The sequence below is a fragment of the Pedobacter sp. MC2016-24 genome, from assembly GCF_015223055.1.
Classification (GTDB): domain Bacteria; phylum Bacteroidota; class Bacteroidia; order Sphingobacteriales; family Sphingobacteriaceae; genus Pedobacter.
In genome coordinates this window covers 618,408-641,704 of record NZ_JADFBX010000001.1, presented here as the reverse complement: position 1 = coordinate 641,704, position 23,297 = coordinate 618,408, and the positions used below count along the sequence as shown (strand labels likewise).

Annotated in this window: 24 protein-coding genes; 12 read left to right on the top strand and 12 right to left on the bottom strand. The window is 39.5% G+C overall.

The window, feature by feature from the left end:
- Window positions 1-35 precede the first annotated feature (35 nt).
- The 4 genes from IM797_RS02950 (at window position 36) to IM797_RS02935 (ending at window position 8,514) form a co-directional block, all read left to right on the top strand.
- Complete coding sequence (locus tag IM797_RS02950; RefSeq protein ID WP_194125589.1) at window positions 36-2,663, top strand: glycoside hydrolase family 3 C-terminal domain-containing protein; 2,628 nt, start codon at window positions 36-38, stop codon at window positions 2,661-2,663.
- Window positions 2,664-2,790: 127 nt separating this feature from the next.
- Window positions 2,791-7,170 (top strand): two-component regulator propeller domain-containing protein, encoded by a 4,380-nt coding sequence (locus IM797_RS02945; protein ID WP_194125588.1) that lies wholly within the window; start codon window positions 2,791-2,793, stop codon window positions 7,168-7,170.
- A 56-nt stretch (window positions 7,171-7,226) separates the two neighbouring features.
- Window positions 7,227-8,114 (top strand): dienelactone hydrolase family protein, encoded by an 888-nt coding sequence (locus IM797_RS02940; protein WP_194125587.1) that lies wholly within the window; start codon window positions 7,227-7,229, stop codon window positions 8,112-8,114.
- 34 nt (window positions 8,115-8,148) lie between these two features.
- Entirely contained in the window at window positions 8,149-8,514 is a 366-nt protein-coding gene (locus IM797_RS02935) for an RNA-binding protein (RefSeq protein WP_194125586.1), read from the top strand.
- 27 nt (window positions 8,515-8,541) lie between these two features.
- On the opposite strand, the gene IM797_RS02930 is transcribed toward IM797_RS02935, so the two are convergent.
- The 3 genes from IM797_RS02930 to IM797_RS02920 are packed head-to-tail and all read right to left on the bottom strand — an operon-like array spanning window position 8,542 to window position 10,368.
- Window positions 8,542-8,955 carry a DUF6691 family protein gene (locus IM797_RS02930; protein ID WP_194125585.1) on the bottom strand — a complete coding sequence of 138 codons (414 nt, stop codon included), beginning with the start codon at window positions 8,953-8,955 and terminating at the stop codon, window positions 8,542-8,544.
- Window positions 8,956-8,958: 3 nt separating this feature from the next.
- Complete coding sequence (locus IM797_RS02925; RefSeq protein WP_194125584.1) at window positions 8,959-9,516, bottom strand: YeeE/YedE family protein; 558 nt, start codon at window positions 9,514-9,516, stop codon at window positions 8,959-8,961.
- A gap of 18 nt (window positions 9,517-9,534) precedes the next feature.
- Window positions 9,535-10,368: an NYN domain-containing protein gene (locus IM797_RS02920; RefSeq protein ID WP_194125583.1), complete on the bottom strand. Its 834-nt coding sequence runs from the start codon at window positions 10,366-10,368 to the stop codon at window positions 9,535-9,537.
- Between the two features lie 89 nt (window positions 10,369-10,457).
- Here IM797_RS02920 and IM797_RS02915 point away from each other — a divergent pair, with 89 nt between their 5' ends.
- Window positions 10,458-11,015: an NADPH-dependent FMN reductase gene (locus IM797_RS02915; protein ID WP_194125582.1), complete on the top strand. Its 558-nt coding sequence runs from the start codon at window positions 10,458-10,460 to the stop codon at window positions 11,013-11,015.
- A gap of 185 nt (window positions 11,016-11,200) precedes the next feature.
- Here IM797_RS02915 and IM797_RS02910 read toward each other — a convergent pair whose 3' ends face one another.
- Both IM797_RS02910 and IM797_RS02905 read right to left on the bottom strand, forming a co-directional pair.
- Complete coding sequence (locus tag IM797_RS02910; protein WP_194125581.1) at window positions 11,201-11,800, bottom strand: pentapeptide repeat-containing protein; 600 nt, start codon at window positions 11,798-11,800, stop codon at window positions 11,201-11,203.
- Between the two features lie 44 nt (window positions 11,801-11,844).
- Window positions 11,845-12,348: a DUF892 family protein gene (locus IM797_RS02905; RefSeq protein WP_194125580.1), complete on the bottom strand. Its 504-nt coding sequence runs from the start codon at window positions 12,346-12,348 to the stop codon at window positions 11,845-11,847.
- Between the two features lie 193 nt (window positions 12,349-12,541).
- On the opposite strand from IM797_RS02905, the gene IM797_RS02900 reads away from it, so the two are divergent.
- The 5 genes from IM797_RS02900 to IM797_RS02880 all read left to right on the top strand — a co-directional run bounded on the left by IM797_RS02900 (window position 12,542) and on the right by IM797_RS02880 (window position 16,389).
- Window positions 12,542-13,321 (top strand): DNA-formamidopyrimidine glycosylase family protein, encoded by a 780-nt coding sequence (locus IM797_RS02900; protein WP_194125579.1) that lies wholly within the window; start codon window positions 12,542-12,544, stop codon window positions 13,319-13,321.
- A 75-nt stretch (window positions 13,322-13,396) separates the two neighbouring features.
- Window positions 13,397-14,308 (top strand): UbiA family prenyltransferase, encoded by a 912-nt coding sequence (locus IM797_RS02895; protein ID WP_194125578.1) that lies wholly within the window; start codon window positions 13,397-13,399, stop codon window positions 14,306-14,308.
- Between the two features lie 6 nt (window positions 14,309-14,314).
- Complete coding sequence (locus IM797_RS02890) at window positions 14,315-14,947, top strand: bifunctional 2-polyprenyl-6-hydroxyphenol methylase/3-demethylubiquinol 3-O-methyltransferase UbiG (protein ID WP_194125577.1); 633 nt, start codon at window positions 14,315-14,317, stop codon at window positions 14,945-14,947.
- A gap of 83 nt (window positions 14,948-15,030) precedes the next feature.
- The gene (locus IM797_RS02885) at window positions 15,031-15,534 is read left to right on the top strand and encodes a hypothetical protein (protein ID WP_194125576.1); all 504 of its coding nucleotides are present in this window, start codon (window positions 15,031-15,033) and stop codon (window positions 15,532-15,534) included.
- 60 nt (window positions 15,535-15,594) lie between these two features.
- Window positions 15,595-16,389, top strand: coding sequence for a phosphatase PAP2 family protein (locus tag IM797_RS02880; RefSeq protein WP_228098689.1), 795 nt, complete (start codon window positions 15,595-15,597; stop codon window positions 16,387-16,389).
- Between the two features lie 148 nt (window positions 16,390-16,537).
- Here IM797_RS02880 and IM797_RS02875 read toward each other — a convergent pair whose 3' ends face one another.
- Window positions 16,538-17,077 carry a GNAT family N-acetyltransferase gene (locus IM797_RS02875; RefSeq protein WP_194125575.1) on the bottom strand — a complete coding sequence of 180 codons (540 nt, stop codon included), beginning with the start codon at window positions 17,075-17,077 and terminating at the stop codon, window positions 16,538-16,540.
- Window positions 17,078-17,328: 251 nt separating this feature from the next.
- Here IM797_RS02875 and IM797_RS02870 point away from each other — a divergent pair, with 251 nt between their 5' ends.
- A complete protein-coding gene (locus IM797_RS02870) occupies window positions 17,329-17,793 on the top strand; it encodes a hypothetical protein (RefSeq protein WP_194125574.1) in 465 nt (154 codons plus the stop codon).
- A 275-nt stretch (window positions 17,794-18,068) separates the two neighbouring features.
- Here the strand turns inward: IM797_RS02870 and IM797_RS02865 are convergent, their stop codons facing one another.
- The gene (locus IM797_RS02865; protein WP_194125573.1) at window positions 18,069-18,827 is read right to left on the bottom strand and encodes a methyltransferase domain-containing protein; all 759 of its coding nucleotides are present in this window, start codon (window positions 18,825-18,827) and stop codon (window positions 18,069-18,071) included.
- A gap of 270 nt (window positions 18,828-19,097) precedes the next feature.
- Here IM797_RS02865 and IM797_RS02860 point away from each other — a divergent pair, with 270 nt between their 5' ends.
- Window positions 19,098-20,180, top strand: a complete 1,083-nt coding sequence (locus IM797_RS02860) for an AI-2E family transporter (RefSeq protein WP_194125572.1) — start codon at window positions 19,098-19,100, stop codon at window positions 20,178-20,180.
- Between the two features lie 149 nt (window positions 20,181-20,329).
- On the opposite strand, the gene IM797_RS02855 is transcribed toward IM797_RS02860, so the two are convergent.
- The 5 genes from IM797_RS02855 to tatA form a co-directional block, all read right to left on the bottom strand.
- Window positions 20,330-20,515, bottom strand: a complete 186-nt coding sequence (locus tag IM797_RS02855) for a YtxH domain-containing protein (protein ID WP_194125571.1) — start codon at window positions 20,513-20,515, stop codon at window positions 20,330-20,332.
- A gap of 68 nt (window positions 20,516-20,583) precedes the next feature.
- On the bottom strand, window positions 20,584-21,090 hold the full coding sequence (locus tag IM797_RS02850) for an N-acetyltransferase (protein WP_194125570.1): 507 nt from the start codon (window positions 21,088-21,090) through the stop codon (window positions 20,584-20,586).
- A 91-nt stretch (window positions 21,091-21,181) separates the two neighbouring features.
- Complete coding sequence (locus tag IM797_RS02845) at window positions 21,182-22,294, bottom strand: S1/P1 nuclease (RefSeq protein ID WP_194125569.1); 1,113 nt, start codon at window positions 22,292-22,294, stop codon at window positions 21,182-21,184.
- A 93-nt stretch (window positions 22,295-22,387) separates the two neighbouring features.
- Window positions 22,388-22,945: a histidine phosphatase family protein gene (locus tag IM797_RS02840; protein ID WP_194125568.1), complete on the bottom strand. Its 558-nt coding sequence runs from the start codon at window positions 22,943-22,945 to the stop codon at window positions 22,388-22,390.
- Window positions 22,946-23,005: 60 nt separating this feature from the next.
- A complete protein-coding gene (gene tatA / locus IM797_RS02835; protein WP_228098688.1) occupies window positions 23,006-23,275 on the bottom strand; it encodes a twin-arginine translocase TatA/TatE family subunit in 270 nt (89 codons plus the stop codon).
- Between the last annotated feature and the right edge of the window lie 22 nt (window positions 23,276-23,297).

Here is a 23,297-nt window from a genome sequence, read left to right as displayed (position 1 = left end):
ATGAAATTAACCGAGAACATATCATATCCATACTTATGACCAAGAAAAGCTGTTTAAGTTTCCTACTCTTATTACTATATTTTTTTAATCCGTTCAGTGGAATGGCCCAGATGGCCCGATTTCCTTTTGAGGACTACAAACTCAGCTTTGACGTGCGTGTTGACGACCTGATAGGTCGGCTGACATTGGAAGAAAAAGTGGCGCAGATGCTCAATTCTACGCCTGGTATTCCACGATTGGGCATTCCGGCATACGATTGGTGGAACGAGACGTTACACGGCGTAGCACGCTCTCCATATCGTGTGACAGTTTTTCCGCAGGCCATTGCTATGGCTGCCACCTTTGACGAGGCTGCACTTTTTAAAATGGCCGACTATTCTGCAACGGAAGGCAGAGCAGTGTATAACAAGGCCTTAGCCAGTGGTAATGGAGGTAGAAAATATGTGGGACTTACCTATTGGACGCCCAATGTAAACATTTTCCGAGATCCACGCTGGGGAAGGGGACAGGAGACATATGGAGAGGATCCCTTTCTGACCTCCTCGCTGGGTGATGCTTTTGTTCGCGGATTACAAGGTGATGATCCAAAATACCTGAAGGCTGCGGCCTGTGCCAAACACTACGCGGTACATAGCGGTCCTGAACCTTTGAGACACAATTTTGACGTTGATGTTTCAGCATATGACTTATGGGATACTTATCTTCCTGCATTTAAAAAACTTGTTGTGGATGCTCAGGTGGCGGGTGTAATGTGCGCTTACAATGCTTTCAGAACCCAGCCTTGCTGTGCCAGCGATCTGCTGATGACAGGTATCCTTCGCGATCAATGGAAATTTAAAGGCTATGTAACCTCAGATTGCGCCGGTATAGACGATTTTTTTATGAAGCACAAAACACACCCGAATGCAGAAGCTGCGTCTGTTGATGCTGTATTTCATGGGACAGATGTAGAATGCGGGCACAGTGCTTACCTGTCGTTGGTTCAGGCCGTAAAGTCGGGCAAGATTTCTGAACACCAGATTGACATTTCTGTAAAACGCTTATTTATGATTCGTTTCCGTCTTGGGCTGTTCGATCCGGTAAGCATGGTGTCTTATGCCCAGGTACAGGATTCCGTTCTTGAATCTGCAGAACATCAGGCACATGCATTAAAAATGGCACGGGAGTCTATGGTGCTTCTCAAAAATGATCAGACACTTCCTTTAAGTAAAAATCTGCATAAGATCGTGGTTCTTGGTCCAAATGCAGACAATTCGAGCTCAATATTGGGTAATTACAATGGAAATCCATCGAAACTATCGACAGTTCTGCAGGGAATCAAAGCTAAAGTTGGTGCAGCAGTTCAGGTTGTTTACGAGCAAGCTATAACATTTACAAGCGATGAGCTTTTGGATTACAAAGCAGTTAAAGGATCTTTCTCTTTTGATGGTAAACCGGGGGTTAAAGCTGAGTATTATCACAACAAGGATCTTCAGGGAACGCCCAATATTACCCAAAGAGAAGATCAACTGGGTTATCAGTGGCAGGAAGGTGAGGCTGTTGCAGGAAGCTTAACTGCCAATGATTTCTCTGCCCGATTTAGCACTTCTTTCAAATCTGAGGACGATCAGAACCTTTCGCTGGAAGTTGAAGCCGACAATGGCTGCCGGCTTTTTATCAACGGCAAATTGGTGTTGGATAGCTGGATTGTCAAAAAGAGCGAGGTTAAAAAATACATGCTGCTAGCAAAAAAGGGAATCTCTTATGATTTTGTGATTGAAAGCTGGCAGGGAGATGGCAATGCATATCTGAAATTTAATATGGGTAAATATGTGAGGACGGATTTTGACGACATTGTAAAAAGACATGCTGATGCCGATGTTTTCATTTTTGCAGGTGGCATCTCACCACAACTGGAAGGCGAATCTATGCGAGTAAACGAACCTGGTTTCAATGGGGGAGACAGAACCTCTATTTTGATTCCCGAAGTTCAGACCGAGCTAATGAAAACATTAAAGCGGTCTGGAAAGCCAGTTGTATTTGTTATGATGACCGGAAGTGCCATCGCTACCCCTTGGGAGAGCGACCAGGTATCTGCAATATTGAATGCCTGGTATGGCGGACAGTCGGCCGGAACGGCTGTGGCAGATATCCTTTTTGGAGACTATAATCCCTCAGGCAAATTACCGGTAACTTTTTACAAAAGCGATAGCGATCTGGCTTCATTTGTTGACTACAGTATGGCTAACAGAACATATCGCTATTTTAAAGGAAAGGCACAATATGGCTTCGGTTACGGGTTGAGTTACACTAGTTTTTATTACGATCAGGTTCAGGTTTCATCGGCTCCTGATAAAAACGATAAAATTAAAGTTACCTGCCGGGTAAGCAATAAGGGAAAGATGTCAGGAGATGAAGTTGTTCAGTTGTATGTGCTTGCTGGGAAGCGGAAAATTAAAATGCCGATTAAGGCACTTAAAGGTTTTCAACGTTTGAGCCTTCACGCGGGCGAATCTAAGAACATCAGTTTTGAGCTGAGCCGGGAAGATTTATCCAACATATTGGAGGATGGAACTAAGGCCTTAATGAGGGGTAATGTAGCGATTAGTATTGGTGGAGGCCAGCCTGATGAGCCCAATTTAACCAGTGGAAATGTTATAAAAGCAAATGTTAAGTTTTTTTGATATCTCAGGGTAAATGATACATTCCGCCAGGTTTTTTAACCTAGCGGAATGTTGTAAAGTCTGTTGAATTGTTTTAGCTTTAGTCGGCAGTATAGCCATGGTGCATCTGATTATAGAAAAATACTGAATGAAGCGCATATTTACTTTAAGCGTAAAGATTATTGTTGCCTTAATTTTAATGTGTGGGGGGATTTCTGCGCAGCCGCCGGCAAAAATTGAACATTATTCCACCGAAGATGGATTATCTCATGATGTGATCACCTGTATGTTTCAGGACAGACAGGGCTTTATGTGGTTTGGCACCTGGAATGGCATCAATCGTTTTGATGGACATCAGTTCCGTTCCTTTACTTCCGCTCCTGGAGACAAGTCCATGATCAGAAACGATCGGATTGACCAGATTTTTGAAGATAAGGCGAACCATTTATGGATCAAGTCTTACGATGGACAAATCTACCGGTTTGATAAAGGAACAGAGCAGTTCACCCCGTTATCTGTTATCATTGGTTTGAAAAGGAAAATTGTATTTGATAAAATTCTTTCTACAGAAGACGGGATGCTCTGGGCCAGTACCGTGAGCAATGGGTTACTGGCAGTGGCGGATGTGAGCATGGAGAAATCCAATTACTACACTTATTCTAAATCAAATAAAAATGCGGATCAACTTCCATCAGATACCATCAATTTTTTCGCGAAAGATGGCAAGTCCAGGTTTTGGGTAGGAACACCTAAAGGGTTGGTTCGGCTTACAAGAACTTTATCTTCGAGGTTTTCGGCTTTGCAAATCAAATTCAAGGGACGGCTAACAGATCATTTTTCTGCAGTAGGAATAGGGGCCAGATCTATATACTTTGGCACGGCTTCGGGAGATCTGATTGAGTTGGACAGAGTCTTAAATAAATATACCAGGTTTACTGTCAATAGTTCGAAAATCAATTCCATATTACAAAGCCGGAATCAGGCAAAAGTTTATCTGAGTACAGCTTTGGGGCAGGTTATTACTTTTGACAACCGGACAAAAAAATACAGCCAGTCAGTGAATTCATCCGGCCAGGCACTGTATTCAATTTTCGAAGATGGAAAAGGCAATTTGTGGCTTGAACCGGAAAAAAAAGGTGTTGTGCGTTTTGATATTCACAATGGTAGACTTGATGTCTATAGTCAAAAAAATGATGCCTTCAATGTTGTTCCACGCAATCATTTCAGGGTTTTTGAAGATAAAAATGGTGTCGTATGGTCTGTGTTAAGAGATGGTGGATTTGGATATTTTGATGATTCAGCAGCTAAATTTAAGTACTTTTACAATGAACCAGGGGCTGCATCGAGTCGGTTTTCAAATCTTGTAGCTGTCGCTTTTTATGACCGATCAGGAGTGATGTGGCTACATACTGATCAACGTGGACTAGATAAGGTTATATTTACACCAAACGATTTCAATCAGCATTTGGTAACACCAACAGGTGTATTTAAATCGGAAAACGAAATCCGGGGACTGATGTGCGATTCAAAAAACCGGCTTTGGGTGGGAGCGAAAAGTGGTAAGTTTTATATTTATGACAAGGGGAGTATTGCCAAAATCACTTTTGATGGTGTTCCAAAGGACGGAATTGGATCTGTTTATACGATTTTTCAGGCTGATAACCGATGCGTTTGGATAGGTACAAAAGAGAATGGGCTTTTTATGGCCCAACCGCTGGATAAGGAAGAAACGCATTATCAGCTTACCCATTTCCTGCACAAGTCTGGAGACCCACTTTCTATTAGCAGCAACCAGATTTATTCGGTTGTAGCAGATAGCCTTCACAGGATCTGGGTTGGAACATTTGACGGGGGGGTAAATATGTTGGTTCCAGGCAGGCAGGAGCAAACTTTTGTCCGGTTTTACGATGGAGTGAATGGATATCCCAATGGCTATCATAAAATCCGGCATCTGGCGATGGACGGTAAGGGTAGATTGTGGATTGCTTCTACTGATGGCCTGGTAGTGGCAGATGTCCTTAGAAAGGAGGGGGTTAGGTTCCGTACTTACAGCAAGTTACCTGGAGACATCAATAGTTTAGGTAACAACGATGTTCAATACGTGTTTAAAGGGCATGATGACCGTATGTGGCTGGCTACTTCTGGCGGAGGGTTGAATTTAGCCCAGCAGCAATCAGGATCGGATTCACTTACTTTTAGGATTTTTTCTACGCGGGATGGCCTGGCCAGCAATTACATTCTGAGTTGCCATGAAGATCGGAACCATCAGCTTTGGGTAGCTACCAAAAGTAGCTTGTCCCGATTCGACCCCTTGAAAATGAAATTCGACAATTTCAATTCTTACGACGGCCTCCCTAGTAGTGGTTTTTCTGAGGCATCCTGTACAATTACAAAGGAAGGAAAGATGTTTTTTGGCACGATAAGAGGGTTGTTAAGTTTTGATCCTTCCAGCATCAAATACCATCCCGTTCATGCCAATATGGTGTTTAATAATCTTTATATCAACAACAAAGAGATCAGGGCGGGCTCGGATCAGTCCATATTAAAAAACGATATAGATAAATCATCGGCCTTGATACTTAGCCATCATCAGAATACGATCAGTATTGATTACTCGATATTGGATTTTAGATTGGGTGATCGGCAACAATATATGTATCGGTTAAAAGGCTTTGATTCTACCTGGGTTGACAATAAGAACCAGCATAGAACCACTTATACCAATTTGCCACCAGGAAATTATGTGTTCGAAGTGAAGAGTTTTGACAACGATAATTACACTAATTTACCGCAGAAAAAACTGTTTATAACCATTCTGCCTCCATGGTGGAAAACCTGGTGGGCTTATGTCATTTACGTATGCCTTTTTTTTGCAGGGGCATTTGTTGTGCGGAGAATCATCTTTACCGTATTGAAGCTACGTCAAAAGATTGCTGTAGAACAGAAAATGACTGCATTGAAAATGGCTTTTTTTACCAATGTATCTCATGAATTACGTACTCCGCTTACCTTGATTTTAAATCCAACCGAGGAGGTGCTAAAAAATGAGCTGCTTTCTGAACAGGGGAAACTTTACTTATCCATCGTGAGACGAAATGCAGACCGGATGGTTCGGTTTGTAAATCAGCTTCTGGACCTGAGGAAAGCGCAAAGCGGACAGGATCGCTTAAGGTTAACAGAAATGGAACTCGAACCTTTTCTCCGCAGTGTTATGGACTATTTTGATGAAACCGCCATAGCGAGTTGCATCGAAATGAAGCTGAGCGGAGACGCGGGAATAACACTGCCTTTAGATGCTGATAAAATGGAAACTGTTATTTATAATCTTTTGGGCAATTCATTTAAATTTTCGCCACAGGGATCGATTATAGAGGTTTCGGTTAAATCCGAATCCGGTACTGCTGCAATTATCGAGGTGCTAGACCAGGGCCCGGGGGTTCCCGAAGAAGATCTTGAAAATATTTTCCAACTTTATCATGAAAGTGAAGCCTTGGCAACTCAGCATTTAAAAGGAACTGGAATAGGGCTTGCGCTTGCCCGGGAACTTGTAGCGCTTCATGGTGGAAAGATTTCAGCAAGTAACCGTAACAATCGGGGGTTATCGATCAGGATTGAATTGCCAATCCTGCATGATTTATTCCCTTCAGGAGAAGGAGCCATCGACGCTGACAGTCTGGATGTTCATGTAGCCAAACAAGGAGCAGTAAAACCTATAATGGCACAACCGAATGTTAGTGTTGTTGAGGGCATTGCAAAACAGCTGGTACTTTTAGTAGAAGATAATGAGGATATGCGGTCATTTCTAGCCAATAATCTGAGTGGTACTTACCGAATACAGACTGCTGCTGATGGGTTAGAAGGCTTGGTATTGGCTGGGAAAATTCAGCCAGATGTGATATTAAGTGACATCATGATGCCTAGGATGGATGGGATACAGATGTTAAACAGACTTAAGAACGAACAAGCTACCAGCCATATCCCCGTGATTTTACTTTCTGCAAAAAGTGCGATTGAAAGTCAGGTTACGGCGCTTAATTACGGTGCTGATTTCTACATTAGCAAGCCCTTTGATAACGCGCTCCTCTTTGCGGCAATAGCCAATATCCTGCTTCAGCGTAAAAAACTTGTAGAAGGGATTGTATCGGGTCAGAAAATTGTTGATCTCAGTCCGGGACAAGTTGTGGTGACTTCAAAAGACGAGATTTTTTTACAAAAAGTGATTGATATTGTAAATCAGAAAATGTCTGATCCGGAATTTAACATTGATGCGGTGGCTGAAACGGTGAATATGGCAAGGGCAACTTTTTTTAAAAAATTCAAAAGTCTTACTCAGCAAGCTCCCGTAGAATTTGTCAGGGACATGAGGTTAAAAATGGCCAGGCAGTACCTGGATTCAGGAACTGGAAATATCAGCGAAGTATCTTATGCCGTAGGATTTGGAAGTGCAAAGTACTTTAGTACCTGTTTTAAAACAATGTATGGGTTGTCGCCATCAGATTACCTGAAAACCTTAAAACCGAAAGCGTAATGAATTGTTATTTCCATAGCAACAATTTCTGAGTATATTTAAATAAAACTATAATTATGAGCTCGATCAACAAGAATGACATCAAGCAAGAAGTGTTTGACTTATACGATGATTATGCACATGATCGGCTTGACCGGCGGTCATTTGTTCAGAAACTATCAATTTACGCCGTTGGTGGTTTGACGGTGCCTGCACTGATGAGTTTTTTGATGCCTGATTACCAGGGGAATGTTCAGGTTAAGCCTGACGATCCTGGATTAAAATCGGAGTATATCAATTATTCGTCTCCAAAGGGTGGTAAGACGATAAAAGCTTTATTGTCTAAACCTGTAGATGTTAAAAATAAGCTTGGTGGAATTATTGTAGTTCATGAAAACAGGGGTCTTAATCCCTATATAGAAGATGTGGCCAGAAGAGCGGCACTTGCAGGATTTGTTTCCCTTGCTCCAGACGCGCTGACTCCCCTTGGCGGGTACCCCGGTAATGATGATCAGGGACGTGAACTGCAAAGCAAGAGAGACAAAGGAGAAATGGAAGAAGATTTTATTGCTGCGTATGAATATCTGAAAAACCACAAAGATTGTAATGGTAAGGTAGGGGTTGTTGGCTTTTGTTTTGGTGGTGGCATTGCCAATATGATGGCCGTTAGGATTCCGGGGTTGGCTGCATCGGTACCTTTTTATGGCGCCCAGCCTGCGCTTATTGATGTGCCTAAAATAAATGCGCCATTGATGTTGCATTATGCATCACTGGATACCAGGATCACGGCAGGCTGGCCAGCTTACGAAGCTGCTTTAAAAGCAAATGGCAAGAAATACGAGGGATTTATTTACGAAGGTGTGAATCATGGTTTTCACAACGACACTACGCCTAGATATGATAAAGCAGCAGCCGAACTGGCCTGGAAGCGGACAATTGATTTTTTTGCTCAGAAATTGGCATAAAAGATGTAAATTAGGGGCATTCTAAATAAAATTCATGATTAAGTTATTTGTAGTGGGATATCCACTGGACATTCAGGATTCTGACCTGATTGAAATGTTCGCCATTCAGGGCATGGTTCATAGTGTGCAATTGATAACCGATAAGTTCACGCGTAAGCATAAAGGATTTGGTTTTGTAGAAATGGTAGATCAACAAGGAGCAGAACGCGCAATTGAAGCATTAAACGGACGGGTAATAGGTGGAAGAAAAATTACGGTTAAATTTGCCGACGAGAAAAGAGAAGAGAAACCACGTTCATTTAAGGATAATCGTTTTCCCGCAGATGGTACCCGGTCTACTTCAGGTGCTACAGAACAGTTCAAAAGCAAACGGCCAAGGAAACTCTTGTCTGACCGTTAATTTATTGAGGATTAGTGGGTTTATGTTTTAATGTGGAAGTTTGTTTTTTAGAATTCCATATAAATAGGTGCCAACTACTGCACCAAGAACCACAACCAACATCGATAAATATCCGTAACCGATGTTTACAAACATTGGGCCCGGACAAGAGCCTGTTAATGCCCAGCCTAAGCCAAAAACTGATCCGCCGATGAGGTATTTCCGCCAGGACATCTCTTTGCTCTGGAGTGTAATTGCTTGTCCTGATACATCCTTTATCTTTAATTTCTTAATGAGATAAACGGCTATAACCCCCAATACCAGAGCGGTGCCGATGATGCCATACATGTGAAAAGACTGAAAACGGAACATTTCCTGGATTCTGTACCAGGAAATGGCTTCGGATTTAGCCATTACAATTCCAAAAAATATGCCTGTGAATATAAATTTTAATCCTTTCATGTTTTAGAAGATCAGGGGTAGTAAAAAATGGGTCATGATCAACCCGCCAATAAAGAAGCCAATGACAGCAATGAGCGAGGGCAGTTGTAAGTTTGATAAACCGCTAATGGCATGACCTGAAGTACAGCCACCTGCATAACGCGAGCCAAAACCAACCAGCAATCCCCCAACCAGCAAAATAAGCAAGCCTTTTGGAGAACTGAAAACTTCCAGACCAAAAAGCTGATCAGGATTCATTTTTCCGTCAAATTTAATGTTGAGTTTTGAGATGTCGTCTATAGTGGATTGCGATAGGACTAAAGGCACATCATTTTTAAGTAGGGTTGATGCAATAACCCCACCTATTACAGAACCGATGAGAAACAGTAAATTCCATTTTTGCGTTCTCCAGTCAAAATCAAAAAAGCTGATCCGTTTTCCAGCACCTGCAAGGGTACATAAAGTTCTTAAGTTGGAGGAGAATCCGAAGGATTTTCCGAAACTAAGTAATAAGACCATAATTAATGCAATGGCTGCACCTGAAGTATACCAGGGCCAGGGTTGTCGAAGTAAAGCTAACATGCTGTTTTAATCAGGTGCTTATGAGTTATGTTTGGTGGATATTTTCTTTCTGTTGCTTGCCTTTTTAACAGTAGGCTTGGCTGTTGTGGGGTTGAGTTTCCTGATGTAAATGTGTTTGCCGTTTCCTTTTCCACTTTCCCGCTCATCCACTTCAAATCGGTTAATGCTTTTAATTAATGGCAGTAATTTAGAAAAGCCATAGTTTCTGGAGTCAAAGTCCGGCTTTTTTTTCATCATCAAACTGCCCAGGTCGCCAAGATAAGCCCAGCCATCTTCATCAGCCAAATCACTGATACTGTCAGAGAATAACCTGATGATTGCTGGATCAACTTTATTCAAGGGTTGGTTTTCCTGAGTTTTGGTGCTGGTATTTGTCTGTATTGCGTTGTTATCTTCCATAGGCTGTGTTTTTGGCTTCAGGATTTCGATGTAAATGAATTTGTCGCAGGCTGTAATGAAGGGTGGAAGTGTTTTCTTTTCTCCAATACCGATTACTTTCATTCCGGCTTCCCGAAGTCGGGTGGCCAGCCGGGTAAAATCACTGTCGCTGGACACAATACAAAATCCATCTACTTTGCCAGTATATAAGATGTCCATTGCATCAATAATCAAAGCACTATCGCTCGCATTTTTACCACTGGTGTAACTATACTGTTGAATCGGGGTAATGGCATTTTCAAGTAGTACTTTTTTCCAGCCGGATACGGTTGGCTTTGTCCAGTCTGCATAAATTCTTTTGAACGTCGGCGTGCCATATTTGGCTATTTCTTCAAACATCTCTTTGACATTTGCATATGGAACATTGTCTGCGTCAATCAGTACAGCCAGTTTAAGGTCCTTTTCATTTTTCATCGGTATATAATTTATTCATGTGCCATGAGCAAATGATTTTGTTAAAGATAAGGAAACGTTTACCTTTAATTTCTAATCGTAACAAAACTATGCCACATATTGTCATCATATCATCCAGCATACGAAAAGGTAGAAATAGCCACAGAACCGCTTTGTATTTTAAAAATTTTATAGAAAATAAGGCGCTTGCTTCAGTTGAACTATTGGATTTGAAGGCGTATAACTTTCCTTTATTTGAAGAACGCCTGCGCTTTTTTGATCAACCAACAGCCTTAATGTTGGAATTTGCAGAAAAAATTAAAAATGCTGACGGGGTGCTTATCGTTACTCCAGAATATAATGGAGGTTATCCTTCCAGTTTAAAAAACGTTATTGATTTACTTTATGATGAATGGAAGAGAAAACCTGTTGCCATCTCGACCAATTCGGGCGGACCTTTCGGTGGCACACAAGTAATTACCTCATTGCAGTTCTCGTTGTGGAAAATTGGTGCCTGGACAGTTCCTGCCATGTTTCCGGTCCCAAAAGTTCAGGATGCGTTTGATGAAGAGGGCATACCTTCAGATCAGGCTGGGACAGATAAAAGGGCTAAAGCGTTTATTGACGAACTTTTGTGGTGCATCAATGCTAAAAGTAAGATGCCATAAAGGGCATCTTACTTTATATGAGTTATTACGCCGTTAAGTAATTTTACTTTTGTCAATTGCTTAAAACAAAATTCCGATTTGAGGGTTATGCTATAAACACTTAAAAAATGGAATATCAATTAATCATTATAGGTGCTGGTCTGTTGCTCATACAGCTTCGCATACCAATGACAAGTAAAAAGTAATTAGTCTACTATCTCGTCGGTAATGTCCAGTTTGAAATGGTAGAGTAATCCTGCCAGGTTGTATGCTGAGAATTTAGCTTGCTTTACTTTATTCAATGCGGGGTCGAAATTAAAGTTTCTGGAGGTTCTAAAATCAGTTTTTTCTAAGATGGTACGATTAAAAGTAGCTCCGGATAAGTCGCAGTTTTGAAACACACCAGCTGTCAAATCTGCTTCTTCAAAGTCTGTTTCTTTTAATGAACAAGCGATAAATTTTGTTTTTCTAAGTTTTGTGCCATAGAATGTGGAGTAGTCAAGTTGGCTGTTTTCAAAATGAAAGGAAAACATGAATTTGTTACACTTTGAAAAGTCAATACCCAATACTTTACAACCCGTAAAGCTGACGTCCCTGAAACCCGCGCCTGTTACTACTGTTAATGAAAGATTACATTGTTTAAAATGACAGTCTACAAAGTCGTTGTAGCTTAAATCACTTTTGGAAAAGTCGCAACTTACAAATTCACAATTGACAAATTCACGGTTTTTTAGTTGCTTTTCTGCGTAATTGATACTGGTGAAAGTTTTATTCTGGTGAACTATAGTTTCGTCTGAACTGCTCATAGTTGAATTTGAAGGATTTAGGAGGAAATCGGCTCAAGCTTAGTTTAAATTTGATGTGCGAGAGGGTAAAGCTTATGCTGGGCTATCTCTAGCAGTTCTGAATAAGTTTGTTTATGGTCGGCTTTAATCTCATGGATCAAGTTTACAGCCTGTTCTTTTTTAAGCTCTTTAGCAGTCAAGTAAAGGGATTCAAGACGGATTATTTTACTTTGCAGGATCTGTTGTGCACAGTGTAACAGCTGAATGTCCTTCAGTATGGATTTTTGTTTTGCAAAACCACAACAATCCATGGCTTCAGTATACAGCTGGTCATCCAGAACCTGGGTAATACGTGAGGTTTTAAGCCCTTGTAAATCGATTAGTAGGCTCAGTTTACTCATGTGGCTTTCCAGATTGGTTTGTTCCGGGGAAAGTGTATGGCTCAATTCAGCTGACATGGCCGTTTTTGCTATTGTCTCATAGCATTTAAGGTATTTTTTGTCTGCTGCATATAAACCCGCAACTGTACTGTTAAATAATTCAATGAGATTTAATGGCGGAGTTTTCATGAGTATTGTAAGGAGATTTGCTGCGAAATTAACATTTCAAATCCATTCTCCCTAATCAGAAGACAATTATCCCATGGGTGCTTGATTTTATTAAATTGATTTAGATCAATACTGAATTACCTAAAAATGAAGCATGAAGATCGAAGGCTGTGTATCTTTATCAAGACGATTACCAAATATCTGATTCTTATTTATGCCTGAGTTACCCGATTTAGAAATTTTTGCTGAAAACCTGGACAAACGATTTAGGAATAAAGTACTGGAGCAGGTTGAAATTAAATTAGCAAAATCTTTAAATGTTGCTTTGGCTGAACTGAAAGTGAATTTGGAAGGGCAGGAGTTAAAGAGTTTGACGCGAAATGGTTTAGCGATTTCACTTCAGTTTAAAAATCATGCAGTTTTAACGGTAGACCTCATGTCTTCTGGAAAAATAAATGTACTGAGAAGTAGCGATGTCACAGCGGTCAACCTGATCAATTTGTATTTTAAAGGTGGCGATGTGCTTGCTGTAACAGATCCTAAAGATCTGTCGGTATTTAAGTTGAATCCAATACAGGCGACTGTTCCGGACGCCTTGAGTAAAGAAATGACTTTTGAATATTTAAGCAGTATGCTTCTGGATAACAAAAAACAGATTAAAAAGGTATTGCTGGATCAAAAAATAATCCGTGGCATTGGTCATGCTTATGCAGATGAAATTCTTTGGTATGCCGAGATTTCACCTTTTTCAATTGCCGGTAAAATCCCGGCAAACCAAATCAAGAAATTACAAAAAACAATTAAATATGTGTTATTAGACGCCATCAAGCAAATTAAAAAGCTGAGTACTGAGCAAGTTGCTGCTGAAATGCATGATTTTCTTCTGATTCATAATCCGGGAAAGGAGAAGAGTCCAACTGGCCGCGTCATCAAAACCAGATCCAAAGCCGGGATGATGACCTATTATACCGACGAACAAGTTTTATGGAGCTAAAAAAGCACCGCAAAATGGTGAAAGCTTAAAATTATATGCGACATTGGCTAAGTTTGTAATACTCAATGTGCATTCATGGATGGTAAAATATTAAGATTTATTTTTTTTGGAAATTACTTTGTTGGCCTGCTTGCAGTAGCGCTTACTTTGGAATCGACCAAACAGTTGAGATTGCCTTATAATTCAATTGACTACTATTTGTTGTTGTTTCTCGCTCCGATCATTTATTATACTTACGCTTACCATCAAATTTTGGGAAAGCCGCTGGCAAATAATCCCAGAAGTACCTGGTATTATCAGCATAGGCATTTTATAAAGGTAAGCCAGATTGTACTCCTAGTATTGTGTATTGGACTAGCATTGAAACTGCTCTATCATAATTTCGAACGGATTTTACAGCTTTCTATCACAGAATGGCTTGCAATTTTCATTTTTGTAGTGGCGGGAGCCTTATATTATGGTTTGTTGCCTAAGTCGTTAAAAGGACTCAATTTAAGAAATATTGGTTGGTTAAAGCCGATCCTTATTGGTTTTGTATGGGCTTGTTGTGCCAACATTTTGCCCTTGATTATGCTTAAGATAGAGGGTGTTGTTGTGCATTATGATGAATTGATGTGGTCCTGGCTGTTTGTCAAGAACTGGATGTTTTGTACCGTTAACGCCATTATTTTTGATATTAAAGATTATCCTACCGATGCAAATAAACACTTAAAAACATTTGTTGTGAGATTGGGCTTAAGAAAAACAATCTTTTACTTGCTGATTCCATTATTGCTGGTTGGCATGGTATCACTATATATATTTGTGAGTTATAAAGGCTTCGGTACGATTCCTTTTTTAATAAACCTGTTGCCATTCATACTGACCATTTACTTGGCTTATTCCATGCGACGGCGTAAAAAAATTCTTTATTATCTGGTGGTTATTGACGGTTTAATTTTGTTTAAAGCCATTTGTGGCATCACCGCCATGCAATTCATAGCCTGATCTCAAATGCTGAATAACTACGATAACATAGCGAAATATTACGATTTTTTAAGTCGTGCGGTGTTTTTTAAGTCGCAGGTAAACGCACAAACCTACGCGCTAAAGCGCATTGCTAAACATAGTCATATACTCATTGTTGGTGGTGGAACGGGCTGGATATTGGAAGAGATCACAAAAATACATTCCAGTGGTTTAAGTATTGTTTATTTGGAGATCTCATTAAAAATGATTGAATTATCCATGGCGAGGGATTGTGGTGCCAATGAGGTTGTGTTCGTAAACGAAGGTATTGAAGATTTCAGCGCATTGGAGCGATTTGATATCATTTGCACACCCTTCCTTTTTGATAACTTTTCGCAACAACGTGCAGATTTGATTTGGGTTAAACTAAATGGAATGTTAAGAACATCGGGCTTATGGTTGTTTACAGATTTTAACCTGGAGCGGCAGGGTGGGAAATGGTGGAAACAGTTCCTTCTCAAGTCCATGTATGCTTTCTTTAAATTACTTAAAATTGTGGAAGCTTCTGCGCTACCAGATACCAAATCTAATTTTGAGCAATTTAATTATTTGAAGCTGGAAGAACGACATTTTTACGGAAGTTTTATCCAAAGCGCGATATATCAAAAGTACCTGTAAATAGACGTGATTAAAGTTCAGTAACTCATTATGCAAGGATTTTGTTAGCTTTACCGCAGAATTATTTTTTTAGATCGTAAGTAATGAAGGCAGGCAATTTTAAGATGAATTACGAAGGCGAAAGTTTGTCGGCAGGGATAACGGTACGCGCCTCATTGGCTTCAAAAATTCTATTGTATGCATTAAATATTTTGTTAGTGGCTATCATCGTTTTGTTTACCTTAGGTGGCATCGGTGTAATTGTATTGTTTATTGTAGCTTTTGAATTTCTGTTTTTAAGGTATACTTTATGGAACCTTCATGGTTCTGAGACTTTTACACTTAGAAAAAAGACTTTAAGTTATCAATTGTCATATGGCCTTATTAAATTGCCCGTAAGAACACTTCCCATTTATCGATCCATCCGCGTAATTCCCTTTCATGAAAATTTTCAGAAAGGAAGCAATGCTATGAAACTGATTTTCGAATCATTTGACGAACGCGGTGAAGCAGTAAATCTTTATCAAACTGCATTGCTTATTACTCAGGAAGACTATGAAGTGTTTATGCAATCCTTTATCCGCTTTAATGAAGGTGTGAATGTATAAAAAAGGCAGCAACAGAATTCCTACATAATTTAGCCTTAGATTCGTCATAAATTTACTACGATGAAGCTATCATTCACATTTATGGCGATCTGTTGGTCACTATGTAATCCTTTTTTTTGTCTTGCACAGCAGCAAGACAGCCTAAGTAATACAAGTCAGGAACTATTCAAGAAAAATATGGTTCTCAATAGCGATACGGATTATCATCCGAAGTTTAAAGCTTTTATTGTTCCTGCTGTATTTGTCGGTTATGGTATAGTCTCTCTAGGCGACAATTTAGTTCGAAACCTGGATTTTACGACACGCAATGAATTACAGGAAGATCATCCTGCATTTGCTGCCCATTTGGATAACTATACTCAATTTGCACCCGCAGCGGCGGTATATGCCCTCCATTTGGCTGGTTTAAAAGGCAAACACTCGCTCGCAGATGCTACTGGTTTGTTGGTGCTATCCGAAGTGATCATGAGCGGAACAGTATTTTCGATTAAGCATGCTGTAGGACGGGAACGTCCAGATCAGGCTGACTTCAAGTCTTTCCCGTCCGGACATACGGCCAATGCTTTTGCTACAGCCGAGTTTCTAAATCAGGAGTATAAGGATGTTTCTCCGTGGATCGGTTATGCAGGTTATACTGTTGCCACTGCAACGGGTGTTTTGAGAATGTATAACAATAAGCACTGGGTAAGTGATGTTGTCGCTGGTGCTGGTTTTGGGATACTCTCCACGAAATTGGCTTATGTGCTTTACCCTAAACTAAAACGCTTGCTGTCAGGTAAAGGAGGACAAAATTATAGCCTATTGCCTTCTTATCAGCAACACGCCATCGGATTGTCTTTTAGCGGGAGTTTTTAGTGGTATAAATTGAATAAACAGATTCAAAAAGGAAAGGATAAGTTATTTTTAAACGAGACTGATATCCTGAACACCTTAAGAATCAAGAAAGAAATCGACGGCAATAGGTTTCTTCCAAACAGTATAAATTTAAAACGGCTGTTCTTATCTACCGTGTTTCGTAGAAGTCCTGATGGATGTCGAATTGTGCTTTATAAGTAAATTGGGCCTTCTCCAAGACTTTTTTTGCAGCAGTATTATGCCGGTTCACTATTGCCCCGATACTGGATATGCCCTGTGCCAGGATCCGGTCTACAATAGGCGGTAAAATCTCGGTCATGATGTAGCAACCCGTAGCCCGACCACTTAAATAGAATTCAATAAAGAAAGGATAATGATCCATATGATAATGTTCGCGCGCTACTTCCGGAGAAATCAGGTCGATGATGCCAACTACTTTGTTTAATTGCTTATCACTTATAAAATGAATATAATTGCGGCCAGAATGATAATTTACGATCATGGTCTGTAAAAATAATTCGGCTTCTTCGAGGTTGTGTAATCTTTTTCCTGGAATGAATCTTAATGTGCGGTTGTCGGATAGAATGGCATAAATATCATTAGTTAGCTGTTCAAATCTTTGCAGGTCATCTGGACGGAAGGGGTGAATCAGTAATTGTTCGTTCTCAAAAAAAACAGGTTTCAGCATCTAATTTACTTGTGTTTGTTTCTTGGTAGGTGAATGCCAAACTTAGGAAAAAATAGTCATTTTACTGGTATGAAGACCTGTTTAAAGTCGATTTGAAAACCTGGTTTTTACCTGTGGATTACTAAAGTATCGATTGCTATTCGTCATTCAGCGGCTCCGTTCAATTTAATGAACAATTTGAACAGGCTTTGTTCAGCGATATTTTCTTTAGTTAGTATTCAAATATTTATTAAACCTAAGCGCTTCATCTTATGAACTTTTTAATTCTTGGTAATGAGAATCCGGATTACAACCATCCGATCTTAGAAAAACACAATGTTCCTGAAATTTGCGGATCTCAACTAACGAAGGAGGAACGCTTGCTGAAAACTGTAGAAATTTTACAGTCAACTGCTTATGCTGCTGATATCGAAAAACTACGCATATTTTATAAAGAGAAAGTGACCAATCTTAAACTGATATTCGATAAGTACCTGAAAAAATATGGGGAGTTTCACATGCCTTCTGCCGGATTAGGGGCATGGATAAAGTTACACGAAGAAAAAGAATTGTCAAGGGCTTTACCAGAATTGGAAGCCCTGGGGATCTATGTGGCCCATGACAATCCGCAATTGAATCCCAAAGAAAGGATTGTAGGTATCAGAGTTGGTTTTGGTTTACCCGATCTTGAGGTTTACGAAAAGACCTTTGAATGTCTGGCTACTCATTTCAGTTAGATTGGCCAATAGAAGAAGGGAATAGGTTCAAGATCAACCTGGCTTATAAAAGAACACCCAGAAGTGCTAAAAGCATTCCTGGGTGTTAGTATGGAATCAATATGTAATGTATCGAAATTAATCAGCGTGTGTTCAATGATTTGAAGCTTAAACACATGCTTAACCAAACATTCTGCAAATGTACAAAAATTAAGTGGGTAAAGCTAGAAAATTCGGTAATTAAGTTTGGAATTTCGATGTGTTTGTTTTAAGTTCTTAGAGACCAGGTTGAAATGTTAAAAGCTAGCATAAAAAATGATTCTTTTAAAAGCGTAAAGGGCGGGCATTTTTTTAAATTTCAAAGCTATTCTGTGTTTAAATACCAGGGCTAATTGATTTTTGGTTTCAGTATCCAATCTTTCCAAATAGGGCACAAGTGCCGAACCTGATATGAATTCATAAAGTTCATCTGTTGTATTGGCTATAATGGGGTAGACTTTCATAAATATATTGATGTCCTGACCACCGTTTTCAAATAGAATCTGAGCATATTCATCCATACTAAGCAGGGGTGATACTCTCTTCCATCCATTTAATGCGCTATAGAAAGGCTCTTCTTGTACCAGATCCAATAAAATCTGGTTGAGGAGGTTATCGTCCTGTACAGGCATTTGCACCAGCAGCTGGCCACCCTTATTCAAATTAGTGATTATTTTTGGTAATAATGTCTGGTGATTATCTACCCATTGGATCGCTGCATTAGAAAAAATAAGATCCCAGCGTTCAGCGTTATCAACCTGCTCTTCAATGGTCTTATGCTCAAAAGTAATGTTTTTAAATGGCGCAGCTTTCTCTAACATTTCCTTTGAGGAATCTATACCTTTTACGGTGGGGGTTTGGAGTCTTTCTGCTAGCATATTGGTAAGCTCTCCCGTACCGCAGCCCAGATCAAGCGTTTTCATATTAGACTTGTCTCGGATTAGTTCAACCAGGTCAAAAAAAGGTTTAAACCGCACCAATTTGAATTCATCGTATTTTTCAGGATTCCATGCCATAATGTAATATCAGAGCAATTTTCAGGCCATGCATGTATTGAATAGAAACGGGGCCATCTCGCGATGAACCCCATTTAAACGCTCTCGGAAAGCAAAGTAATAAGATTTGCCGGTTTCAAAGATATTCAGTTTGTTCTTTTGATATTTTTCCGTTCATTTTTTATAGAAAGAACAGGCTTGTTTTTTTAAGTGCCATAAAAATGTTCAATGGCCAAACATTCATTTCAGATCTGGTGTTAATCTTATTAGAACTTAGCTAATATATTGCCTATGCCATCTCAATCCTTTGCCGGTCTTTATAAATTAATCACTTCAGTAATTCTGTATGTTTTTGGAATGGTTGTCCTGTTGTGGTTCCTGTACAAAATTATTAGTGTAGTGATGCTGTTGATTTTTGCGATTGTGCTTGGCTTAATCATCAATGCACCAGTAAGCAAACTTGAGAAAAAAGGAATGAAACGCTGGAAAGCATCTTTAATCGTTTTTCTATTGATATTTCTTGTTACTGGTGGACTTGGCTTTCTGGTAGTTCCTCACATCAGTCAACAGATAGATACTTTAGTAGGAAACCTACCTCAATACTATCATAGTTTATCCGAAAATGTTACTCAGCTTTTTAGAAAATATCCTGAGTTGAATAAGGAATTACAGGAGGGAGGACTTTCATTAACCGATGCTATGCCATCTTTGGGTAAGACCATGGTTGGACTAAGCAATTTCTCCATTTCGATTTTAGGGGGAATATTTGTTTTTATTGTTTTCATCTCTATTGTTGTATTCTTTGTCAGCAATCCTAGACCGATTGTTGAACTTTACTTGTCCATTTTTAAACCTGAAAGGAGAGATAAGGCCGAAAGGGCCTTAGAGCATACTTCAGTGATGCTGGTGGGCTGGATGAAATCTAATTTAATTGGAGGTTTGGTGCAAGCCGTACTGGTTTACGTCTTCTTAACCCTGATGAGTGTCCCTGGTGCTTTGGTATGGGCAGCGCTAGCATTTTTCTCAGAATTGATTCCTAAAATAGGATTTTACATTATGGCTATTCCACCTGTATTGGTTGCTTTATCCGTTAGTCCGGCTACTGCATTCTGGTGTTTGGTTTTCTTTTTACTCATGAATGAACTCGTAGCTGATTTCATGATGCCTAAACTTCGTTCTGCAACCATGAATATCCATCCGGTATCTTTATTGTTTTTGCTCCTTGCTATGGCAGCAGCTTTCGGATTAATGGGCGCTTTGCTGGCTACTCCTATGGCGGCTATTATTAAAGCTTATTATGAAGAATTTTATTTGAGCAGATTTAAAGATGATCCGAAAATGTCAGCGCGTATAGATCGGATTGTATATTCATAAGCCAATATTTGGAGAGCGATTATCATATTTATGTCAAACAGAAAATAAAATATTGACGATGGTAGGAGGTGATTGAAAAAGTTGTACATTTGTATCGAGAGCGTTAATTTAAACGGGAGTAGTCTTCGGATTATTCCCGTTTTCTTTTATTAGTACCTTTGCTTTTCTAACTCTACTTTCAATTCATCTTTCAAGTTTTTTGCCTTTTCCACCCATTCAGGTGCCTTTTCTTTGATGTCATCCACAACAGATTTTCCATTTGCATCTTTTTTCGTTACATATTTAACGATGCCGTACACTGCAGCACCAATCAAAGCCGTTCTTAATAATCCCATGTTCGTTTTTTTTATTTTAATGTCAACAAATAAAACCTGAAATGGTTTGAAATCAAAGTTTTAATTTGTTATAAAGGTATTTCGAATAGACTGAATGAGCCATCTTTGTAATGCGCAGGCAAATCTCCGATATCGCTTAAGGTAACAACGCCCAAATACGTGAAACCGCAGTTCTGATAATAATTGTTTAACTTTTCGTTTCCACTTCCGGTATCTAACCTGATAAATTTTTTATGATGCTTAGCGGCATATTGTTTCACCCATTTTACTATTTCCTTAACAAAGTGCTTACCCCTGAAATTGGGATTTGTAGCGATTCGATGGATATAAACTGAAGGATCTTTATCTTTTTCCTGCCAGATGAGCGGATCATGGTCTGTGATTAAAAATACACAGGCAATTTCATCCTCGATTATAATTTTGTATTGGCGCTGTTCTTCAATTTCCCTGACTACCATACTACGCTCAAAGCCTTGCCATGATTTTATGCCAACCTTTTTTTGATAGGCAGTTGCAGCATCATACAATTGAAATAAATGATCCAGATCTTCGGGTTTGCTAAGTACAATTTTCATATTTATATTTCTAATGAGCGAAGCTACCTGATTTTATAAATTTAGAACAGATACAGAATTTTTATATTTAAAGGGTACAGATTGTTATTTATTAATCCGGTTTTAAATAGATATTTGCCAGGTCGCTGACCTCAATTTCAACTTTACCTTTGAATAATTGCGGCGTACCTGATATAAATATTTTTTTGTCCTTCCAGTCAGCCGGATTGATCTGCAGATCTCGCACAGCTACTGTTAAAATCTGGTTGGGGTAGTGTCCACCAATATTGAGTAATGTCAGGTTTTTATTCACTACTTTGTAGTCATACATGACGCCAGTAAGGCTAACCGGTTTTCCCACATAATTTGCGACTTCAGTAGTGTTTTGCAATGCAATGGGTACCTCAACAAGGTTTATTGCCGGACTGCCGGAAGAAGGCTGATAATTTTTGAAAATCTGGTTTAACAATCCTGCTAATCTGATTCCTCCCTGTGCAATGCGTAGCTGTACTTCGCTAATGTGTTTATTATAGTAATCTTCGCCAATTTTATTTCCTTTTTCAATTTCTGCATAAAGATTATTACTCAGCAGATAACTTTCGTAGATCCATTTAATTGCGGGATCTTTTTGCCATTGTAAAATCTGTACAGGACTCGCGTTATCCCAAATTTTGCATAGTTCTTCGGAACTCTTCCCTGTACGGGAAATGAGTTTGCCATCCCAGAGTGCATGTAAATTTGTTCCCTGACCATCAAATTGCACTTGTATCGTATTGCCGCCTTTATCTTCGGCGCGACTGATGTGCATGGGCTGATGAGCATCTCCTACCAGATGTACTACGAATTTAAGAGCTTCAGCCCTTTTTTGTTTAGATACATCTGGATCCGCAAGGATATTTTCATATTTAATCAAGGCCTGATATAAATTGTCATTTTTAAGTGTTTTGATAGCACTTGAGAATTGATTGTAATCCAGGCCAGTGGGTAAATTCACAAAATGATATGGCCCTGTATGACTGTAATCTGGATCTGATTTAATCTGGTCAGCCCAGCTACTGATTCCTGCCAGGGTTTCATTCCCCAATAAATCCCTCACTGCCAGTTGAGCTTCTGTGCTCAAATGATTTTCAGCAATCCTGGCAACAGTCTGATGACCTACGGCACCCCAGGAAGCCAATAAAACTATTACTGGAAATAACAGGCAGATAATAATATTCTTTTTCATACGGAAGCAAAAATACGACCGTAATGTCAATAAATTAGTAGATCATTGTAAATATTGTGATTGTATGCAAAATATTGCTTTATAATACAGCGGCTAAAACTTACAATTTGAAGATGGCAAAATAGCTTCTTTATCTTTGGTCATCACAGCCCTTCCTTTTGAGTAAGTTACAATTCGAATGCTGTCAAAATCTGAGTCAGGCCATTCGGTATTCCCTGAAATCACCCCAAGTTTTTCAATGATGGACCGGATGTTGTTGTGTTCCCAGACAATAATCACTGTTCCCGACTCCTTCAGTAAAGCTTTGGCAAGATTTTTATCGTCATCCGCCTCATAGCTTGAGTTGATCTTTAAATTGTATTTGATTGCAAAAGGGCTAATCGTTTGAAACATGCGTGCGTGTTTGGTTCGCGCTGAAGATTTGACGCTGGGTACATATAGTAACCCAGGTTTACCAAACTTTCTGTAAAGCACGGCTGGAAGTGATAAAGATCGGTTTAGACCTTTGCAGCTTAAATTATCGCCATTTTCCGGCCGTTCTGCATGTCTGATGAATACAAGTTTCAGCTCGCTTTTTTGTGCATGGGCTGAAAGTGTAATTAGCGTAATTGCAAATAGACAAAGCAGATGTAAACAATAAGTTTTTTTCATGATGAAGCTAAAATACAAATAGATCAGATGCAGTTCATGTGCTTAAGAAAAATTTTATGTTTACATTGGTTGCTGATGCGTATTTTGTGTTTTCGCTGAATCGGACTGTTCATCTTTTACAGTTTCTTTCAATTTCGTGTCAAGGTCCATAGTATTTATATTTCTGTGAATCTCTCTTTTTACACCCTCGGAGGCATCTTTAAATTCTCTGATGCCTTTACCTAAGCCACGGGCCAGCTCCGGTAATTTTTTGCCGCCAAACATTAACAATACCACCGCAAGAATTAACATCATTTCCGCGCCACCAATATTCAGGAATTCCAATAACATAATTGTCTTTATTTATTTTAGG

Excerpts from the sequence above, each read along its gene's own strand:
- IM797_RS02950 (WP_194125589.1), top strand. The coding sequence starts at position 36 with ATGACCAAGAAAAGCTGTTTAAGTTTCCTACTCTTATTACTATATTTT.
- IM797_RS02945 (WP_194125588.1), top strand. The coding sequence starts at position 2,791 with ATGAAGCGCATATTTACTTTAAGCGTAAAGATTATTGTTGCCTTAATT.
- IM797_RS02940 (WP_194125587.1), top strand. The coding sequence starts at position 7,227 with ATGAGCTCGATCAACAAGAATGACATCAAGCAAGAAGTGTTTGACTTA.
- IM797_RS02935 (WP_194125586.1), top strand. The coding sequence starts at position 8,149 with ATGATTAAGTTATTTGTAGTGGGATATCCACTGGACATTCAGGATTCT.
- IM797_RS02930 (WP_194125585.1), bottom strand. The coding sequence starts at position 8,955 with ATGAAAGGATTAAAATTTATATTCACAGGCATATTTTTTGGAATTGTA.
- IM797_RS02925 (WP_194125584.1), bottom strand. The coding sequence starts at position 9,516 with ATGTTAGCTTTACTTCGACAACCCTGGCCCTGGTATACTTCAGGTGCA.
- IM797_RS02920 (WP_194125583.1), bottom strand. The coding sequence starts at position 10,368 with ATGAAAAATGAAAAGGACCTTAAACTGGCTGTACTGATTGACGCAGAC.
- IM797_RS02915 (WP_194125582.1), top strand. The coding sequence starts at position 10,458 with ATGCCACATATTGTCATCATATCATCCAGCATACGAAAAGGTAGAAAT.
- IM797_RS02910 (WP_194125581.1), bottom strand. The coding sequence starts at position 11,800 with ATGAGCAGTTCAGACGAAACTATAGTTCACCAGAATAAAACTTTCACC.
- IM797_RS02905 (WP_194125580.1), bottom strand. The coding sequence starts at position 12,348 with ATGAAAACTCCGCCATTAAATCTCATTGAATTATTTAACAGTACAGTT.
- IM797_RS02900 (WP_194125579.1), top strand. The coding sequence starts at position 12,542 with ATGCCTGAGTTACCCGATTTAGAAATTTTTGCTGAAAACCTGGACAAA.
- IM797_RS02895 (WP_194125578.1), top strand. The coding sequence starts at position 13,397 with ATGGATGGTAAAATATTAAGATTTATTTTTTTTGGAAATTACTTTGTT.
- IM797_RS02890 (WP_194125577.1), top strand. The coding sequence starts at position 14,315 with ATGCTGAATAACTACGATAACATAGCGAAATATTACGATTTTTTAAGT.
- IM797_RS02885 (WP_194125576.1), top strand. The coding sequence starts at position 15,031 with ATGAAGGCAGGCAATTTTAAGATGAATTACGAAGGCGAAAGTTTGTCG.
- IM797_RS02880 (WP_228098689.1), top strand. The coding sequence starts at position 15,595 with ATGAAGCTATCATTCACATTTATGGCGATCTGTTGGTCACTATGTAAT.
- IM797_RS02875 (WP_194125575.1), bottom strand. The coding sequence starts at position 17,077 with ATGCTGAAACCTGTTTTTTTTGAGAACGAACAATTACTGATTCACCCC.
- IM797_RS02870 (WP_194125574.1), top strand. The coding sequence starts at position 17,329 with ATGAACTTTTTAATTCTTGGTAATGAGAATCCGGATTACAACCATCCG.
- IM797_RS02865 (WP_194125573.1), bottom strand. The coding sequence starts at position 18,827 with ATGGCATGGAATCCTGAAAAATACGATGAATTCAAATTGGTGCGGTTT.
- IM797_RS02860 (WP_194125572.1), top strand. The coding sequence starts at position 19,098 with ATGCCATCTCAATCCTTTGCCGGTCTTTATAAATTAATCACTTCAGTA.
- IM797_RS02855 (WP_194125571.1), bottom strand. The coding sequence starts at position 20,515 with ATGGGATTATTAAGAACGGCTTTGATTGGTGCTGCAGTGTACGGCATC.
- IM797_RS02850 (WP_194125570.1), bottom strand. The coding sequence starts at position 21,090 with ATGAAAATTGTACTTAGCAAACCCGAAGATCTGGATCATTTATTTCAA.
- IM797_RS02845 (WP_194125569.1), bottom strand. The coding sequence starts at position 22,294 with ATGAAAAAGAATATTATTATCTGCCTGTTATTTCCAGTAATAGTTTTA.
- IM797_RS02840 (WP_194125568.1), bottom strand. The coding sequence starts at position 22,945 with ATGAAAAAAACTTATTGTTTACATCTGCTTTGTCTATTTGCAATTACG.
- tatA (WP_228098688.1), bottom strand. The coding sequence starts at position 23,275 with ATGTTATTGGAATTCCTGAATATTGGTGGCGCGGAAATGATGTTAATT.